Consider the following 16,795-nt stretch of genomic DNA (forward strand, 5'->3'; position numbering starts at 1 on the left):
ATTAAACAAATTACAAATGGTCGCCTTCAATCAGTTATAAGTTTTTTATTTGTTTAACGTTTACGTATTGGTAAGACGTCATACCAGATAATTTATACACGTAAATTAACAATAGAACAAATCGAAATTAACAAAAAGGCAATATTTGTGTATATCTATATCACAAAAAACAACAGCTAGGCTACTCGTTCGAGACGGATGAACTTGTTTTCATTACTTAAAATAAGTCTAAACCGACCACGAATACCTAAACTAGACATGAAGGGCCGAAGATAATGTGCAGCAAAACGAATTGTTTTGCCGCTATCAGCTGTTACTTGAATTGAGCTATACCGGCCATGGTAATAATCCATGCACTCGTTATAGCTCAAATTTATATAAAAATAATGTTCTATCATGATTTATTGTAAAGCTTTTTCAACCTTTTCAAATAAATCATCGCTTAAACCTTCTAAATTCGAAAGGCGCTCTAATTGCGCTTTCATTGCACTGGCACGGGTTTCATCATAGCGGCGCCATGACATAAACGGCGTTAACATACGTGATGCATTTTGCGGGTTAATCGCATTAAGCTTAATTAATAAATCGCCAAGTAATGTATAACCTTGACCATCTAAGCGATGAAATTGTGCGGTATTAAAGTGCGAAAAACTCCCCACTAATGCACGAACTCGATTCGGATTTGAAAAATCAAAACATGGATGTGTATACAAGGCCTTAATTTTCTCAATGGCATCATCAGCGCTGTTCATTGCTTGTAAAGCAAACCATTTATCCATTACTAGCACATCATGGCGCCATTGGCTGTCAAAATGCGCAAGTAATTGATTTGATAATGGGTGCGCAGCTTTAACTACACTGCTCAAAGCGCCAAGCACATTAGTCATATTTGTTGATGCTGCTGCCTGCTCAATTAAGCTTGCCGCCTTAGCACTGTCTGTTTTTGCTAAATAGTGCAAGCAAAGTTGTTTTAAAGCGCGAATAGCCACCGCTTTGGCACTCACACTACCATCATCGGTGATTGCCTGATAACAACTTAAAAACTCAGTATGTAGTTGTTTGGCAATTTGTTGTTCGAATAGCTCAATATTGGCAATAATGTCATCAACCGGAATAACGTCAAACTCCGCAGCTAAAGTATCAAAACTAGGCAGTTTTAAGAGTTCAGCAATCAGCGCTAAATCACCCTCTCGTTGCGATATTAGCACCCTAAGTGCATCAATAACGGCATCGCTTAGTGGTGCATTACTAGCTGAAATAACGTTTGCCTTGAGTGCATCAATAAACAATTGTTGTTGTGCATCCCAGCGTGAAAAGTCACTGCGTGCAAAACGCATAATATGTAATAAATCAGCTTCAGTGATCTGTTGATTCAAAATACACGGTGCTGAAAAATCTTCTAGCAATACGGCGGTTGGACTGTGTTCAATATTATCAAAATGAAATGTTTGTTTAGCTTGAGTAACATTTAATACGCTATCAACCTTTTTACCTTGGTATTGCAATGCAATACTTTGGCCTTGCTGATCTAAAAGTTCAATCGCAAAAGGAATATGTAACATCGCATTATTAGGCTGATTCAGGGGCGCAAGTTGCTCTATAGTGAGCGTGAAGATTTGTGCACTTTCATCATACGCTTTGGTAACGTTTAAACGTGGTGTCCCACACTGATTATACCAACGCTTAAATTGTGATAAATCAATTGATGATGCATCACTCATTGCCGCAACAAAATCATCGCAGGTAACCGCTTGGCCATCATGACGCTGAAAATACAGTATCATGCCTTTTTGGAAGTTTTCCTCACCCAACAATGTATGCATCATACGAATAACTTCAGCCCCTTTGTCATACACAGTAACGGTGTAAAAGTTATTCATTTCGATGACTTTTTCTGGGCGTATTGGGTGTGCCATTGGGCCGGCATCTTCGCTAAATTGATGAGTGCGCATCACTTTTACCGCGTCAATTCTATTTAGCGCACGAGAGCCTAAATCACTACTAAACTCTTGATCTCTAAATACCGTTAAACCTTCTTTTAAAGACAGCTGAAACCAATCACGACAAGTTACACGATTTCCGGTCCAGTTATGAAAGTACTCGTGGCCAACAATAGACTCAATGGTGTGGTAATCTTTATCGGTTGCCGTTTCTTGATTTGCCAGCACACATTTACTGTTGAAAATGTTTAACCCTTTATTTTCCATTGCTCCCATATTGAAGAAATCAACGGCAACAATCATATAAATATCAAGGTCATACTCTAAATTAAAACGTGACTCATCCCAAGCCATCGCTTTTTTAAGCGACGTCATAGCATGCTCTGTTTTAGGTAAGTTTCCTTTATCGACAAATAACGCTAGGGTGACATCCTTACCACTGCGGGTAGTGTATTTATCGTGTAAAACATCAAAGTCCCCTGCCACTAGAGCAAACAAATAACTCGGCTTTTTGAACGGATCTTGCCATTTTACAAAATGGCGTCCATCTTGCGTTTCACCACTGTCCACTTGGTTACCATTAGAGAGCAAATGCGGAAATGCCGTATCGGCAATAATAGTGACATCAAAAGTTGAAAGTACATCAGGACGGTCCATATAGTAGGTTATTTTTCTAAACCCTTGCGCTTCACATTGAGTACAATAAGCCCCGCCCGATAAGTACAACCCCTCAAGTGATGTGTTTGTTTGCGGTGAAGTTTGCGTCACTATGCTTAACTGACATTCATCAGGCAGATTATTAATGATTAATTGCTGATTTATAATTTTATAATCTGTGAGCTCTGCACCGTCAATCGATAAAGAAATCAAAGTTAAGTCAATGCCATCTAATACCAGTGGTGCATTTGAATCACCCACGCGTTTAAGCGTTAATAAAGCATTTACTTGAGTCGTTAATGGCTGTAAGTCGAAAGTCAGCTCAGTATGCTCGATTGAAAAATCGGGGGCTTTATAGTCTTTTAAATATTCTGCTTGAGGTTTTTGTAGTTCAGTCATGATCACTCCAAAAAAATAGCCCCTTTTAGTGATAAAAGGAGCTACTTAAATTAAGCCGTTTTCTTAGGCTTGATACGCAGTATCTTAATACCTAAGTAAGCATAAATAACGGCTAAGAAAGGATTTATAAGGTTAAAGAAAGCATAAAGCGCATAGTCAAACGGATTGATTAATAGGACACTTTGCATATACGCACCGCAGGTATTCCATGGTATGAGCGGGCTGGTAATTGTACCGCCATCTTCTAGTGTGCGTGACAAATTAACCGGCTTTAACCCGCGTTTTTTATATTCTTCTTTAAACATACGCCCGGGTACAACAATAGCAATATACTGATCTGCTGCGATAATATTGGTACCAATACAGGTAGCAATAGTTGAAGCAATTAATGAACCGGTACTTTTTGCGATTTTAAGAATACTTTTAACAAATATATCAAGTAGACCCGTTTTTTCCATAATCGCACCAAACATAAGTGCCGTCATGATCAACCATGTCGTGGTTAGCATGCCTGACATGCCACCGCCACTGAGTAACGAGTCCATTTTTGCATCACCGGTACTAATAGTAAAACCGTCAAAAAAAGTGGTCCAAACCAGTTTAAAGTAACCAACAAATTCACCTTGGGTCATATCTATTTGGCTAGCAATTAAATCAGATTGAAATAACAATGCCCATACAGCGCCAATGACAGCGCCTATAGAAATAGCCGGAAACGCTGGCATTTTTCTTATTGCTAAGACTAGTAACACAATTAAAGGCACCAACATTTCTAAGCCAATGTTAAAGTTTTGCTGAAGAATTGCAGTTATTTGGTCTATTTGACCAGCCTCTCCCGCTGCTGTCGCGTTAAAGCCCATGAAAACAAAGATGATTAATGCAATTACAAAGCTAGGTACTGTAGTCCAAAGCATATGGTGAATGTGTTCAAATAAATCAGCACCAGCAACCGCTGGAGCTAAATTGGTTGTTTCAGATAATGGACTAAGCTTATCGCCAAAATATGCGCCTGATATTACAGCACCCGCGGTAACTGTCGGCTCTAAACCCAGTCCTGAAGCGACACCGAGTAACGCAACACCTATAGTCGCTGCTGTAGTCCATGAACTACCAATACTCATTGCTACAATGCCACAAATTAAACAACTCGCGGCGTAAAACCAGCTAGGGTTGATTATTTGCAAGCCGTAATAAATTAATGTCGGAACGGTTCCTGATAATAGCCAAGTTCCGATTAATGCCCCTACCATGAGTAAGATTAAAATCGCACTAAGAGATAAGGTGATCCCCTCAATCATTGCATCTTCTAATTTCTTCCATGTGTAGCCATTTTTTAAACCAATTAGTGCTGCAGCGAAAGTTGCAAACAACAAGGCAATTTGATTGGGACCTGACGATGAGTCATCACCAAATAAGTACACAGCGGCACCTAATAAACAAATTAATACAGCAATTGGAATGAGTGCATCAAAAAACGAGGCACTTTTTAGTGGTTTTTCTTCAATTGGCTTCAAAATATAGACTCCTACACACATTCGATGCATGTTGATTATTTTTATTAGCACGTACGCGCATTTATTGAGCAGTGTTGATCTAGCTCAACTTTTGGTAATCCGCGATTATAACAATTTAGCAAATTATCGATAGTAAAAAAGGCGCCTAGGCGCCTTTTTTTTTACAAAGTGAAGCTGAATTTAGCGCTTAGCTACGCGACCATATTTGATATAATCTTGCGTAATAAGAGCAGCTTCTTCAAGAAATGGGTCAAGCTCTTCAATTACCTCAGGCACATCATCCAAGTTTTCTACAGGTTGTTTGCCTAAACGCTTTAAACGCTCGTTAGTGCGTGCTAGTGCTCGCGCTTCATTTTCTTCTTTTTCTTTAATGCGCTTTTTCTCGACTAAAGAAATTGTTTTACGATCTTTTTCTTCGTTGTAACGGGTAATATCTTCAAACACATAATTAAATTCAGGTTCAGTTTTAATTCGCTCATTGTGCTGTTTTTCAAGCACATTTATAACAGGATTTAAACGCCCTATTTGCTTATACTTCGCTTGTACTATGCTATCCCATGGCAATGCATTGTCTTGTTTGCTTTCGCCCCACTCAGCTGGGTCAATGGCAGATGGGAACGTAATATCTGGGATCACCCCTTTATGCTGCGTACTGCCGCCGTTGATACGGTAAAACTTAGCAATGGTGTATTGCACACTGCCTAACGGGTTATCGTATAAATCATAAGCGCGCGCGAGGCCTTTATGCTGCTGCACAGTGCCTTTACCAAAGGTTTGTTCACCAATAATAACTGCGCGGCCATAGTCTTGCATTGCCGCTGCAAATATTTCAGATGCAGACGCGCTGTATCTATCAACAAGTACCGTCAGTGGACCATCGTAGTAGGTAATGCCATCACGGTCTTTTTGCTCTTCAATGCGATTATTTAATGTATGAATTTGTACCACTGGGCCTTGATCAAAAAACAAGCCTGACAGCTGCGTCGCTTCATATAGCGAACCACCGCCATTTTGACGTAGGTCTATAATAATACCGTCAACTTTTTGCTCTTTTAATTTAGCAAGTTCTACTTTTACATCTTTAGAAAGGTTGTTGTAAAAACCAGGGATTTCAATTACTCCAATCTTACTGGTTAGATCCGAATAGCTGGCTTCAAATACTTCTGATTTTGCTGCTCGGTCTTCCAGACGAATTTTATCACGGGTAATCTCAACTACCTTTGGCGTACCGTGAGCATCAGCGCCCTTTAAATATTGTAAACGTACTTTAGTGCCTTTAGGACCTTTTATAAGATCAACCACGTCATCTAAACGCCAACCAATAACATCAACAAACTCTTCGCCCTCTTGAGCCACACCAATAATGCGATCATCGGCTTTAATCTGCTCAGATTTGTCTGCAGGGCCTCCTGGAACTAGACTACGAATAACTGTGTAGTCTTCATCAGGCGTTAATACTGCGCCAATCCCCTCAAGCTCTAAGTCCATGTCCATTTTAAATTGTTCAGCACGACGAGGTGACAAGTATGAAGTATGCGCTTCAATACTGCGTGCTAGCGAGTTCATTACAATTTGAAATGCGTCTTCAGATTTTGACTGAACAAGGCGTTTTTCTGCGTTTTTATAGCGCTTAGTCAACACCTCTTTAATGCCTGGCCAATCTTTGCCAGTCATTTTTAAACGCAGTGCATCATATTTTACCCGTTCGCGCCAAATTTCATCAAGCTCAGCTTGGGTAGTTGCCCACGGTGCATCTTCGCGGTCATAAAAATATTCATCTTCTTCATCAAACGTCATTTCGTTTTCAAGTAGCGACAGTGAAAATTCATAACGTTCAAAACGGCGTTTAAGGCTTAAGTTGAAAATATCAAACGTAAACCCTAACTGACCGCTAAGAAGCGCGTTATCAAAACGGTTACGATATTGCTCAAATGAGTCTACATCGCTTTTTAAAAACACGTTTTTATTAAAATCAAGGGATTCGATGTAACGATCAAATACTTTACTCGAAAGCTCATCGTTAAATCGAACGGGTGTGTAATGTGAACGAGTAAATAGATTAGCCACTCGTTTGCTGGCTGTACCGTGCTGACTTTCTTGTTTTAACAAGGGTAAGTCTTCTAATGTTACCGGTTCTACTGCAGCAAATAACGAACCTGAAAACAGCGCAGCAACTAACGGAATGAGCGTAAACTTTTTACTCATACACAACTCCTTAATTTTTTTCGCAACTTAAATAATGTATAAGCTGTCGGCTTTGGTTTTTACTTGCATACCTGTCACTAGTTCAACGTGAACATCGTCTTTGTTTACTTCAGTGATTACTGCATTAACAAGTGCTTGGCCAAGTTTAACTTTAACCTTGTTATTAACCTTGACCTCGCCTGCAGGTAAAGGTTCAACTTTTCCTGAACGCTTAGGCGCAGCGGCTTTGGCAGGTTTTGCTGCAGCTGATGGATTTTTAGCTGAATGCGCTGGCTTCTTCTTAAAAGATTTTGCATCTGAGTCTTGACGTGGGCGTTGCTGCTTTTTGCGCTTTGCCATTTTAGCACGGCTTTCTTCCAACGCTTTTTGTGCGTGGTCGATATGCTCTTGCTCAACTTTCTCGCCTTGATTTCCGTCGAGATCAATACGGAACTCAGATTTAGTAACCGCTTCAAGATAGCGCCAGTTAGATGTGTATTTTCTAAGTGCTTGGCGTACTTGTGTTTTACTAACTTTTTCAGACCCTTCAATACGCTCAGCGATATCTTTAAAGATACCTACTTTAAGCGGCTGAATGCCTTCTTTTTGTTTAAAACATTGTGGAAATTCTTGGTATAAGAACTCCAATACTTCATTAATATCTTTTAGCTTGTTTGTGGTTTCCATTTTAGAACCTATTTAATCACATCTTTTCATCAAGGGCAGAATCAACATAGTGGATGCTCCAATCGACTAACTCTTCAAAGTCAGTTTCAATCACAGCCATATCACCACGTAAATGTTCCCAAATACCATTTATAATTTCATTAATTGAATCACAGTCTAAATCATCAGGTAGACGACCCCAGGCCATGTGAATCAAATCATTGAGCGTTTCCGCTACATGTTCTTCTTCACCTTCCCAATCACCTACATCTTGAACGGCGAATAGGTAATCTTGAACATTTAGCAAATCTTTCATTACAGGCTAGCCTCTAAGCATTTTACAAGTGCTTCAAGCCCTGCTTGGTCATCAGTATCAAATCGGCCAATACTTGGGCTATCTATATCAAGTACCGCAAATACACGGCCGTTTTTCATGATAGGTACAACTATCTCAGAATTTGACGCCGCATCACAGGCTATATGACCGTCAAACGCATGCACATCTGAAATTAACTGGGTTTGCTCGGTTGCCGCAGCAGTGCCACATACCCCTTTCCCTACCGGAATACGAATACAAGCTGGATTGCCTTGAAATGGACCAAGTACCAATTCTGTCGGTGAATCCATAAAATAAAAGCCCGCCCAATTCACATCTTCTAAAGAAGTAAATAACAGCGCGCTAATATTTGCCATATTGGCAATTATGTTTGATTCACCGCCTATCAGCGATTCAGTTTGCTTAACTAATGACTGGTAAAAATCGTGCTTTTGCATACCAAACTACTTCTTATTAAACATACAGTAGCTAAAGGTACTCTTTGTCACTAAAAATTGAAACCTTTTGCGGGTAAAAAAAAGGAAATTACATGGTTTTACGACACACTTGATTAAATATTCTGCAATTAGCTTTGTACCGATTTACGCAAGCCAAATAAAAACAGTCCTGCAGCAAATCCCGACATCACACTATTGATTAAAAATATCTCGCCAGTAGTCGCACTAAGCAGATAGCTAAAAATAGCGCCACCCAGTAAGCCAAGAGTTAATACCCCAGAATAATTCACCTTAGAATACTTAAACATAAGTAAGTAGCCTGGCACCACAAACGCAGCCATCGTTAACCCTACTATGTGGGCATTAGCAATGGCCGTCATCAATAGCCCTAAAAAGATAGACACCGCGTCACCACGCATAGTCAATGCGTAATATATTCCTAGCATACTGCCGATAATAACAGGAGATAATAATGAAAGTGCGACGCTTTTAGCAAGTTGATGTTTCATAGTAAGAACCTTAAATACACAAGCATAAATCTTATTTCTTAGCATGCCCTAAGAGCTGTAGCTTATAAATAGAGACTATGGTCGTATTTTTTAACTAAATATACTTGGTTTTGAGGTTAGGTATAGCGAAAATTAGACGCAAAAAAGCCCGCTAATAAGCGGGCTTTAATATAATGGTGGAGAGATAGGGATTTGAACCCTAGAGGGGCTATAAACCCCTGCCGGTTTTCAAGACCGGTGCATTCGACCACTCTGCCATCTCTCCGCACGGCCTGAATAATAGGGAAACCCTTGGGCTTTGTGAAGCTTTTTTTTCAATTATTTGTTCAAGTGATTAAAAAACAACTAATTTGTTTAAACATAAAGCAATGAGAGCAAATCCTAACCGGCAAATGAACTTTTATTTAAATTTAGTTGTCTATTGATCTACAAAGGTTTGCCCAAACATATAAGAGTTGGTAATCTAATTTTAGTTAAATTACAGGAACTACTTAGTTTCACTTACAGGAGCTCTACAATGGCGTTTAATCAATCGTACAATACTGCAAAGCCGGTAATGTCGACCATTGAAACAAACAAAGTGCTTAAAAACACTTATTTCTTACTTGCAATGACACTTGCATTTAGTGCAGTCACTGCCGGTATTTCAATGGCTCTGCAATTACCTTACTTTATGGGACTTGTATTCACACTAGTTTCATTTGGTCTACTTTTTGTTGTTAATAAAAAAGCAGATACAGCATCTGGTGTATTTTGGGTGTTTGCGTTTACAGGATTAATGGGAGCCGGCTTAGGCCCTCTACTAAATCACTACGCACAATTACCTAATGGCCCTATGCTAATTATGCAAGCGCTAGGTTCTACGGCGTTAATCTTCTTTGGTTTATCTGCTTATGCGCTTAACACTAAAAAAGACTTCTCATTCATGGGTGGCTTTTTAACTGTAGGCTTAATTGTGGTTATCGTGGCAAGTATTGTAAATATTTTCCTAGGTAGCTCTTTAATGTTTATGGTACTAAACGCAGCCGTGGTACTAATCATGTCTGGCCTAATTTTGTTCGATACGAGCAGAATCATCAATGGCGGCGAAACGAATTATATCCGCGCAACGGTTTCTTTATACCTGAGTGTGTACAACTTATTTACGTCTTTACTTGCGTTACTTGGCGCAAATAATGACTAATTAAATAGTTCTGTTAAAATAGCCCCTTTATTGGGGCTTTTTTATTGGAATAGTTTTGGCACGCTTTGTACTTTCTTTACATACTCCACCATCGGATCACGATACCACACAGCGTATTGTTAAATTTGCTCACGCCTGTTTAGCACAAGGGCATGGTGTTGATGCAATATTTTTATACCAAGATGGTATCTATCATGCTTCAACGCATTTTGAACTTGCCTCAGATGAGCTCAATTTATCCTCACTTTGGCAGCAGCTTGCCGACAAAAATATTAATTTAATGCTGTGCGTTACCGCAGCTGAAAAGCGTGGCTTAGATATGCAAAATACTGGTGTATTCGCTGTAGCAGGCCTCGCTGAATTTGCTATGTTAGCCAGTGAAGCAGATAAATGGATACAATTTAAATGATTAATGTACTCGTTATCAGTCAATCAAGTCCATTTGATGACATGCATATTCGCGATGCACTCGATATGACGCTTATTTTTGCCGCAGTTGATCAAAATATAAGTTGGTTGTTTAGCGGTCCTGCGGTGTTAGCGCTTAAAAAAAACCAAAAGCCAAATAGTTTAGGTATCAAAGATTTTTTTAAAAACATTAAAATGTTGGAAATCTATGATGTTGAAAATATTTACGTTTGTGAAAAGTCACTGATTGATTATGGTTTAAGTAAAAGTGAACTACTCATTGAGGCAAACATAGTAAACTTTAATGCCCAAAAACAGTTAATTCACAATCAGCAGCATGTGGTGACCCTATGAGTACTTTACATATTTTTTCAAAACCACTGAATTACTACAGTACCCACAGCTTAGATAATCTAATTATGCTCACAGACAGTGTTTTACTCGTGGGTGACGCTTGCTTTGCAAAAGGGCAATATAGACAATTTGCTGACTCACTTTATATTTTAAAAGATGATGCAGAAGCTCGAGATATATCATTAAATATGAACGACAAAGCAATTAGCTATGATGAGTTTGTTACCCTCAGTTTAACTGCAAAACAATCAATTACTTGGTGAACCATGTTGGAATTTAATAATCAAACAATAGACACTGATAAACAAGGTTATTTGCTAGATCATACTGTTTGGTCAAAAGAGTTAGCCAATGTTATTGCAGAGCAAGAAAACATCACATTAACTGAGCAGCATTGGGAAGTTGTTAACTTTGTGCGAGAGTTTTATCTTGAATATAACACTAGTCCAGCCATTAGAATGTTAGTCAAAGCCATGGCTAAAGCGCTCGGTGAGGATAAAGGTAATAGCATGTACCTGTATAAGCTTTTTCCGAAGGGACCGGCCAAACAAGCGACTAAAATTGCGGGCTTACCTAAACCTGCACGGTGTATTTAATGAAACACAAAGCTAAAAACACGTCATCTTCAACAAGTAAACGCAATACAGGTCGTACATATTCGCGCAGTGCTGTAAAAAAGAGCCCGATAAAAAGAGCAATTAAGCCACAGATAGCCCAAAGCGATAAAAAAGTTATTTTATTTAACAAACCTTATGATGTCCTTTGCCAATTCACAGACGAGCAAAATAGACAAACTCTGGCTAATTTTATTCCTATTAAAGATGTTTATGCTGCGGGTCGCTTAGACAGAGACAGCGAAGGCTTGTTATTATTGACCAATTGCGGGAAATTACAAAATACCTTAACCGCTCCTGGTAAAAAAACCAACAAAACGTACTGGGTACAAGTTGAGGGGGTGCCTACAGAAGCATCTATTGATGCGCTCAGTCAAGGGGTCGAACTCAAAGATGGATTAACCTTACCTGCACAGGTAAAGTTAATCGATGAACCAGCGCTTTGGCCACGCACTCCCCCAGTGAGAGAACGTAAATCAATTCCAACATCTTGGTTGAGTATCACTATAAACGAGGGGAAAAACCGTCAAGTTCGACGAATGACCGCACACATTGGCCACCCAACGTTACGGTTAATTCGCTATAGTATTGGTAAATACACACTCGATGGAATTGAAACAGGTCAATATAAAATCAGTGGACCACCAACCAACAGTTAATACTTTACGTTAGCCTTTGCTTATCTGGTATTAAAAGCAAAGGTTAAATATGCTGTGTTATTCATGCCTTCCTAAGGCAATACAATTTCTGCCCTGCCTTTTTGCATAATACAGCGCACTATCCGTTGCTTTAAAGAAATCGACATGGTTAGTTTTTTCGCCATGTTTTACCGTATGAACTCCCATACTCACAGAGAGAAAGCCAGTAAAACTATCTTCATGAGCTATCGCTAAATCTTCAATAGATTTTTGTATTTGTTCTGCAATAAAGAGTGCACCTTGATTATCTGTTTGTGGGAGTAAAACAACAAACTCTTCTCCGCCATAGCGCGCTACAAAGTCCTCAGGACGACTGACTGTTTCTGCTAGCTTTTGCGCTACGCTATGTAAACACTTATCCCCTGCAATATGACCATACCTATCATTAAATTTTTTGAAATTATCTATATCAATAATGATCATAGAAAGTTGAGTATTTACTTTTATCAGTTTTTTAAATTCAGCATGTAATTTTTCGTCAAAACGGCGTCTGTTGGCAATTTTAGTCAATGAGTCTAAAAAGGCCATATCGCTGAGTATCTCTTGGGTTTTCAAACGCTCCGTCGCATCGTTAAATACAGCAATAAATTCACTTTCTACACTAATACCTGACACTTGCATTATCACTTTCGAACCATCTTTACATACAATTTGATAGTCATTAGCAGGAATATCGTCATTATTTTTATTTGCCTGCGCTAAAGACTCACCCCACATCGTTTGAGCAGACTCTCTATAACTAGGCTCAGGATACGCGACCTTCCACCACTGTTTTAAATTAGGGATATCATCAATTGTATAGCCAAATACATCTACAAACCGTTGATTAAGCTTTAAAATATCGCCAGTTACCATACAAACATTACACACGGGCAAAGGCAAAATAGTAAATAATTTTGCATAATGGCTCAGCTCATGTTTTCGCATTGGATGTTCAGTTGCACTACTAACAAAACGCTGCTGTTCAACGTGTTTCATTTCAAGAGAAGCATTCATAGTGGCAACAAAATGCCATTCTAACCACCACTTTTCTAGCTGCTTTAAAATGACTTGTTGAAAGGGATTAATAAAGTCTAAAGAATGTTCAATGAGTCTAAATAGCGCTGAAATAGGGTTGGGTTCTTCAAAGCGGTAAGGACGAGGAACCCTAATGGTTTGATAAAACAGTTGGTAAGCTGATTCTTTAACGTTATGTGGTAATTGTTCTGCTACTAAGCAATCATCGCGTTGTACCTTTGTTGATAACTCAACAACGTAAGATTTTACCTTTTGTGCTTGAGAAGCATAATTCATATATTCATTCCATTGACTATATTATAAATACTTATTTGAGTGTTTATTCAATTTAAACTCATCTAAAGGTATTGCATAATCATTTGGTTGTAAAGGTTTGTTAATGAACAATAATAAATATATTCTTTGATATTCTATAAATAGTACTAACACCTTAAATAAACAACATTTACTCATCATTTATAACTTAAATGAGTGTTTATAATTTAATGGCCTGACATCTTGGACCTGTTGTTCTTTGCAAATTAAAATGTGTTCAAACAAAGGGGCTATAATAGCACCGCAAAATGTGTAATCTAATCGGCTAAGTAAAAATCGACTAACAAAGAGTAAATCATCCCTAACCAACATAAAAAAAGCAACAAAATCTATTCAATAGCCCTTCCTCTCTTTAAGCACTTACAAAATACATGCTATAATCGCGGCCTTTCCAAGTTAACAGTAATCTGTATAAGCGAAATTATTCATGAGCGAAAATAGTCACATTAAAGTCATCGTTGGTATGTCCGGCGGTGTTGATTCTTCTGTATCTGCATATTTATTAAAACAACAAGGCTACCAAGTAGAAGGCTTGTTTATGAAGAACTGGGAAGAAGATGACAATGATGAATATTGCGCTGCCGCTGAAGATTTAAAAGATGCCCAAGCTGTCTGTGACAAATTAGGTATTGAACTTCATACCGTTAACTTTGCAGCGGAATACTGGGACAACGTATTCGAATACTTTTTAGCTGAGTATAAAGCTGGTCGCACACCTAACCCAGACATCATGTGTAACAAAGAAATTAAATTTAAAGCCTTTTTAGAATTTGCGGCTCAAGCACTAGGTGCTGACTTTATAGCAACGGGCCACTACGTGCGTCGTGAGCTCAGAGATGATAAATATGTTATGTGCCGTGGCCTAGATGATAATAAAGATCAAAGCTACTTTTTGTACACATTGAGCCATGAACATATCGCGCAAACGCTGTTCCCTGTTGGAGATATTGCCAAGCCAGAAGTGCGCCGTATTGCTGAAGAGCAAGATTTAATTACCCACGATAAAAAAGACAGTACTGGTATTTGTTTTATCGGTGAGCGTAAATTTAAAGATTTCTTACAAAAATTCTTACCTGCTCAACCTGGTGTTATTGAAGACACAGATGGTAACAACGTTGGTGAGCATGAAGGGTTGATGTACCACACCTTAGGTCAGCGCAAAGGCTTGTTAATTGGTGGTATGAAAGAAGGCTCAGGCGAACCTTGGTATGTTGTAGCCAAAGATGTTGAACGCAATGTATTGATTGTGGGCCAAGGTAAAAATCACCCTCGCCTTTACAGTAATGGCCTAAATGCCAACCAATTACACTGGGTAGATCGTGTTGGTCCTCAAGGTACTACTCGTTGCACCGTAAAAACACGCTACCGTCAAGAAGACTTAAGCTGTACCTTGTTAGTCGGTGAAGATGGTATGGCACGTGTATTATTTGATGAGCCACAAAAAGCGGTAACCCCAGGACAATCTGCCGTATTTTACGCTAATGAAGTGTGTTTAGGTGGTGGTATTATTGACTCGGTGATCAAATAATGAATCAACATCAAGTCATGGCGCTTGCTGCCATGTGCCAAGTGGCTAAGCAAGTTCAGAAGGTTGCCCAATATGGCCGCGGTGATGAACAAGATTTATCGATTTTATTATCAAGTATTGTGCAAACCTCGCCAGCGTCCCCTGAAGATGTGTATCAAGGTGAGCATAACTTACGTGATGGCTATAAAACATTGATGGCACAACTGAGTGCCGGTGCTCAAAAAGATGTAGAAATAGTCAAATATGTGGGTGGTTTAATGCAGTTAGAGCGTGCTCTTAGTGCTAACAGTAAAAGCCTCAATGAATTAGGTAAACGTATTGATGATATTCATCGTCGTTTAGACCATTTTGCTATTACCGATGACAGTGTTGTTGCCGGTTTAGCAGATATATACTCGTCGGTGCTAAGCCCCCTTGGGCACCGAATTCAGGTTTATGGTAAACCCGAGTTATTAAAACAGCAGCTCACGCAAAATAAAATCCGCGCATTACTTTTAGCCGGAATTCGCAGTGCAGTATTATGGCGACAAATGGGCGGCAAACGTCGTCATTTCTTTTTTGCGAAAAGAAAAATTCTCGCCATAGCTAAAACAAAAATTTAATTATCGTTCAAACTAAAATTTAGGAGTTATTATGGAGCTTTCAGCGTTAACGGCTATCTCTCCGGTTGATGGTCGCTACGGCAGCAAAACCACTGAACTACGCAGTATTTTTAGCGAATTTGGATTAATCAAATACCGCGTAACCGTTGAAGTGCGTTGGTTGCAAGCGTTAGCTGCAGCAAGCGAGATTAAAGAAGTCCCCGCTTTTAGCGACGAAGCAAATGCGCTGTTGAATGCAATTGTAGATAACTTCTGTGAAGCTGATGCTCAGCGGGTTAAAGACATCGAACGCACGACAAACCATGATGTTAAAGCCGTAGAGTATTTACTAAAAGAAAAAGTAGCTGATAATGCTGAGCTACACGCAATTAACGAATTTATTCACTTTGCCTGTACTTCTGAAGATATTAATAACCTATCTCATGGTTTAATGTTAACTGAAGCGCGTAACCACGTCGTTTTACCTTATTGTGATGAGTTATTAAGCGCCATTAAAGAAAAAGCAATTGAGTACAAAGCCATTCCAATGATGACTCGTACACATGGACAGCCTGCAACGCCTTCGACTATGGGTAAAGAGTTTGCAAATGTTTACATGCGTTTAAAGCGTCAACGTGACCAAATTGCACAAGTAGAAATGCTAGGTAAAGTAAACGGTGCTGTGGGTAACTACAATGCACACCTAAGTGCGTACCCTGACTACGATTGGCATACCCACGCCGATAAGTTTGTAACTAGCCTAGGTTTAACACTCAACCCGTTTACCACGCAAATTGAACCGCATGATTACATAGCAGAGCTTTTTGATGCAATTGCACGCTTTAATACCATTTTGCTCGATTTTGACCGCGACATGTGGGGCTACATTGCACTTAATCACTTTAAGCAAAAAACCATTGCCGGTGAAATTGGCTCATCAACTATGCCACACAAAGTGAACCCGATTGATTTTGAAAACTCAGAAGGTAATTTAGGCTTAGCCAATGCTATCTTTGGTCATTTAGCACAAAAACTACCTGTGTCTCGCTGGCAACGTGATTTAACTGACTCAACCGTATTACGTAACTTAGGTGTAGGTATGGGTTATGCGGTAATTGCATACCAATCAACCCTTAAAGGTGTAAGCAAACTTGAAGTAAACGAGCAACGTTTAGCAGATGAGCTTGACCAAAACTGGGAGCTGCTCGCTGAGCCAATTCAAACCGTTATGCGTAAATACGGTATTGAAAAACCATATGAAAAGCTAAAAGATTTAACCCGTGGTAAACGTGTAAATCAAGAAATTATGGCTGATTTCATCGATGGTTTAGACCTACCAGAAGCTGCAAAAATTGAAATGAAAAAACTAACGCCGGCTAACTACATTGGTCGCGCTGTTAAGTTTATTGATGATTTAGTTTAATCACTCAAATCTACTAATAAAAAGCGAAAGG

At 39.1% G+C, this 16,795-nt stretch carries 18 protein-coding genes and 1 tRNA gene; 9 read left to right on the forward strand and 10 right to left on the reverse strand.

Translation table 11 applies throughout. From position 1 onward, the window contains the following. Window positions 1–176: 176 nt before the first annotated feature. From L641_RS23090 to L641_RS0121210, 9 genes are all read right to left on the reverse strand, one after another. The gene (locus L641_RS23090) at window positions 177–398 is read right to left on the reverse strand and encodes a DUF2835 family protein (protein WP_016900377.1); all 222 of its coding nucleotides are present in this window, start codon (window positions 396–398) and stop codon (window positions 177–179) included. Between the two features lie 3 nt (window positions 399–401). Beyond that, on the reverse strand, window positions 402–2,996 hold the full coding sequence (pepN, locus tag L641_RS0121175; protein ID WP_008112046.1) for an aminopeptidase N: 2,595 nt from the start codon (window positions 2,994–2,996) through the stop codon (window positions 402–404). 50 nt (window positions 2,997–3,046) lie between these two features. Further along, window positions 3,047–4,510, reverse strand: coding sequence for a Na+/H+ antiporter NhaC (gene nhaC / locus L641_RS0121180; protein ID WP_024603056.1), 1,464 nt, complete (start codon window positions 4,508–4,510; stop codon window positions 3,047–3,049). 180 nt (window positions 4,511–4,690) lie between these two features. Continuing rightward, window positions 4,691–6,715: a carboxy terminal-processing peptidase gene (gene prc / locus L641_RS0121185; RefSeq protein ID WP_024603057.1), complete on the reverse strand. Its 2,025-nt coding sequence runs from the start codon at window positions 6,713–6,715 to the stop codon at window positions 4,691–4,693. Window positions 6,716–6,742: 27 nt separating this feature from the next. After that, the gene (proQ, locus tag L641_RS0121190) at window positions 6,743–7,381 is read right to left on the reverse strand and encodes an RNA chaperone ProQ (protein ID WP_008112041.1); all 639 of its coding nucleotides are present in this window, start codon (window positions 7,379–7,381) and stop codon (window positions 6,743–6,745) included. A gap of 16 nt (window positions 7,382–7,397) precedes the next feature. Then, window positions 7,398–7,676, reverse strand: coding sequence for a hypothetical protein (locus tag L641_RS0121195; RefSeq protein ID WP_024603058.1), 279 nt, complete (start codon window positions 7,674–7,676; stop codon window positions 7,398–7,400). Further along, a complete protein-coding gene (locus tag L641_RS0121200) occupies window positions 7,676–8,134 on the reverse strand; it encodes a GAF domain-containing protein (protein ID WP_008112037.1) in 459 nt (152 codons plus the stop codon). The genes L641_RS0121195 and L641_RS0121200 overlap by 1 nt, the downstream gene beginning before the upstream one ends. Window positions 8,135–8,262: 128 nt before the next feature. Further along, entirely contained in the window at window positions 8,263–8,643 is a 381-nt protein-coding gene (locus L641_RS0121205; protein ID WP_008112036.1) for a hypothetical protein, read from the reverse strand. A gap of 174 nt (window positions 8,644–8,817) precedes the next feature. Next, window positions 8,818–8,908, reverse strand: a tRNA-Ser gene (locus L641_RS0121210). 252 nt (window positions 8,909–9,160) lie between these two features. Here L641_RS0121210 and L641_RS0121215 point away from each other — a divergent pair. From L641_RS0121215 to L641_RS0121240, 6 genes are read left to right on the forward strand one after another with little or no spacing between them, the layout of a single operon-like run. Beyond that, on the forward strand, window positions 9,161–9,826 hold the full coding sequence (locus L641_RS0121215) for a Bax inhibitor-1/YccA family protein (RefSeq protein WP_008112034.1): 666 nt from the start codon (window positions 9,161–9,163) through the stop codon (window positions 9,824–9,826). A gap of 55 nt (window positions 9,827–9,881) precedes the next feature. After that, a complete protein-coding gene (gene tusD / locus L641_RS0121220; protein ID WP_024603059.1) occupies window positions 9,882–10,235 on the forward strand; it encodes a sulfurtransferase complex subunit TusD in 354 nt (117 codons plus the stop codon). Beyond that, complete coding sequence (gene tusC, locus L641_RS0121225) at window positions 10,232–10,588, forward strand: sulfurtransferase complex subunit TusC (protein ID WP_024603060.1); 357 nt, start codon at window positions 10,232–10,234, stop codon at window positions 10,586–10,588. Before tusD ends, tusC begins: the two co-directional genes overlap by 4 nt. Further along, window positions 10,585–10,851 carry a DsrH/TusB family sulfur metabolism protein gene (locus tag L641_RS0121230; RefSeq protein ID WP_010390171.1) on the forward strand — a complete coding sequence of 89 codons (267 nt, stop codon included), beginning with the start codon at window positions 10,585–10,587 and terminating at the stop codon, window positions 10,849–10,851. Before tusC ends, L641_RS0121230 begins: the two co-directional genes overlap by 4 nt. 3 nt (window positions 10,852–10,854) lie before the next feature. After that, window positions 10,855–11,184 (forward strand): TusE/DsrC/DsvC family sulfur relay protein, encoded by a 330-nt coding sequence (locus tag L641_RS0121235; protein WP_010390172.1) that lies wholly within the window; start codon window positions 10,855–10,857, stop codon window positions 11,182–11,184. Continuing rightward, on the forward strand, window positions 11,184–11,861 hold the full coding sequence (locus L641_RS0121240) for an rRNA large subunit pseudouridine synthase E (protein WP_024603061.1): 678 nt from the start codon (window positions 11,184–11,186) through the stop codon (window positions 11,859–11,861). Before L641_RS0121235 ends, L641_RS0121240 begins: the two co-directional genes overlap by 1 nt. Window positions 11,862–11,918: 57 nt before the next feature. Here the strand turns inward: L641_RS0121240 and L641_RS0121245 are convergent, their stop codons facing one another. Continuing rightward, entirely contained in the window at window positions 11,919–13,193 is a 1,275-nt protein-coding gene (locus tag L641_RS0121245) for a diguanylate cyclase (RefSeq protein WP_024603062.1), read from the reverse strand. A gap of 466 nt (window positions 13,194–13,659) precedes the next feature. On the opposite strand from L641_RS0121245, the gene mnmA reads away from it, so the two are divergent. The 3 genes from mnmA to purB are packed head-to-tail and all read left to right on the forward strand — an operon-like array spanning window position 13,660 to window position 16,764. Further along, window positions 13,660–14,760, forward strand: a complete 1,101-nt coding sequence (gene mnmA / locus L641_RS0121250; protein ID WP_024603063.1) for a tRNA 2-thiouridine(34) synthase MnmA — start codon at window positions 13,660–13,662, stop codon at window positions 14,758–14,760. After that, complete coding sequence (hflD, locus tag L641_RS0121255; RefSeq protein WP_024603064.1) at window positions 14,760–15,362, forward strand: high frequency lysogenization protein HflD; 603 nt, start codon at window positions 14,760–14,762, stop codon at window positions 15,360–15,362. Before mnmA ends, hflD begins: the two co-directional genes overlap by 1 nt. 31 nt (window positions 15,363–15,393) lie before the next feature. Beyond that, window positions 15,394–16,764, forward strand: coding sequence for an adenylosuccinate lyase (purB, locus tag L641_RS0121260; protein ID WP_024603065.1), 1,371 nt, complete (start codon window positions 15,394–15,396; stop codon window positions 16,762–16,764). Window positions 16,765–16,795: the final 31 nt, after the last annotated feature.

Origin of the sequence: Pseudoalteromonas sp. TB41, assembly GCF_000497975.1 — a bacterium.
Lineage (GTDB): Bacteria > Pseudomonadota > Gammaproteobacteria > Enterobacterales > Alteromonadaceae > Pseudoalteromonas > Pseudoalteromonas tetraodonis.

Coding starts and splice junctions, on each gene's coding strand:
- L641_RS0121200 (WP_008112037.1), bottom strand. CDS start 8,134: ATGCAAAAGCACGATTTTTACCAGTCATTAGTTAAGCAAACTGAATCG.
- L641_RS0121230 (WP_010390171.1), top strand. CDS start 10,585: ATGAGTACTTTACATATTTTTTCAAAACCACTGAATTACTACAGTACC.
- L641_RS0121195 (WP_024603058.1), bottom strand. CDS start 7,676: ATGAAAGATTTGCTAAATGTTCAAGATTACCTATTCGCCGTTCAAGAT.
- hflD (WP_024603064.1), top strand. CDS start 14,760: ATGAATCAACATCAAGTCATGGCGCTTGCTGCCATGTGCCAAGTGGCT.
- L641_RS0121215 (WP_008112034.1), top strand. CDS start 9,161: ATGGCGTTTAATCAATCGTACAATACTGCAAAGCCGGTAATGTCGACC.
- prc (WP_024603057.1), bottom strand. CDS start 6,715: ATGAGTAAAAAGTTTACGCTCATTCCGTTAGTTGCTGCGCTGTTTTCA.
- L641_RS0121245 (WP_024603062.1), bottom strand. CDS start 13,193: ATGAATTATGCTTCTCAAGCACAAAAGGTAAAATCTTACGTTGTTGAG.
- proQ (WP_008112041.1), bottom strand. CDS start 7,381: ATGGAAACCACAAACAAGCTAAAAGATATTAATGAAGTATTGGAGTTC.
- L641_RS0121235 (WP_010390172.1), top strand. CDS start 10,855: ATGTTGGAATTTAATAATCAAACAATAGACACTGATAAACAAGGTTAT.
- L641_RS23090 (WP_016900377.1), bottom strand. CDS start 398: ATGATAGAACATTATTTTTATATAAATTTGAGCTATAACGAGTGCATG.
- L641_RS0121205 (WP_008112036.1), bottom strand. CDS start 8,643: ATGAAACATCAACTTGCTAAAAGCGTCGCACTTTCATTATTATCTCCT.
- pepN (WP_008112046.1), bottom strand. CDS start 2,996: ATGACTGAACTACAAAAACCTCAAGCAGAATATTTAAAAGACTATAAA.
- mnmA (WP_024603063.1), top strand. CDS start 13,660: ATGAGCGAAAATAGTCACATTAAAGTCATCGTTGGTATGTCCGGCGGT.
- L641_RS0121240 (WP_024603061.1), top strand. CDS start 11,184: ATGAAACACAAAGCTAAAAACACGTCATCTTCAACAAGTAAACGCAAT.
- tusC (WP_024603060.1), top strand. CDS start 10,232: ATGATTAATGTACTCGTTATCAGTCAATCAAGTCCATTTGATGACATG.
- purB (WP_024603065.1), top strand. CDS start 15,394: ATGGAGCTTTCAGCGTTAACGGCTATCTCTCCGGTTGATGGTCGCTAC.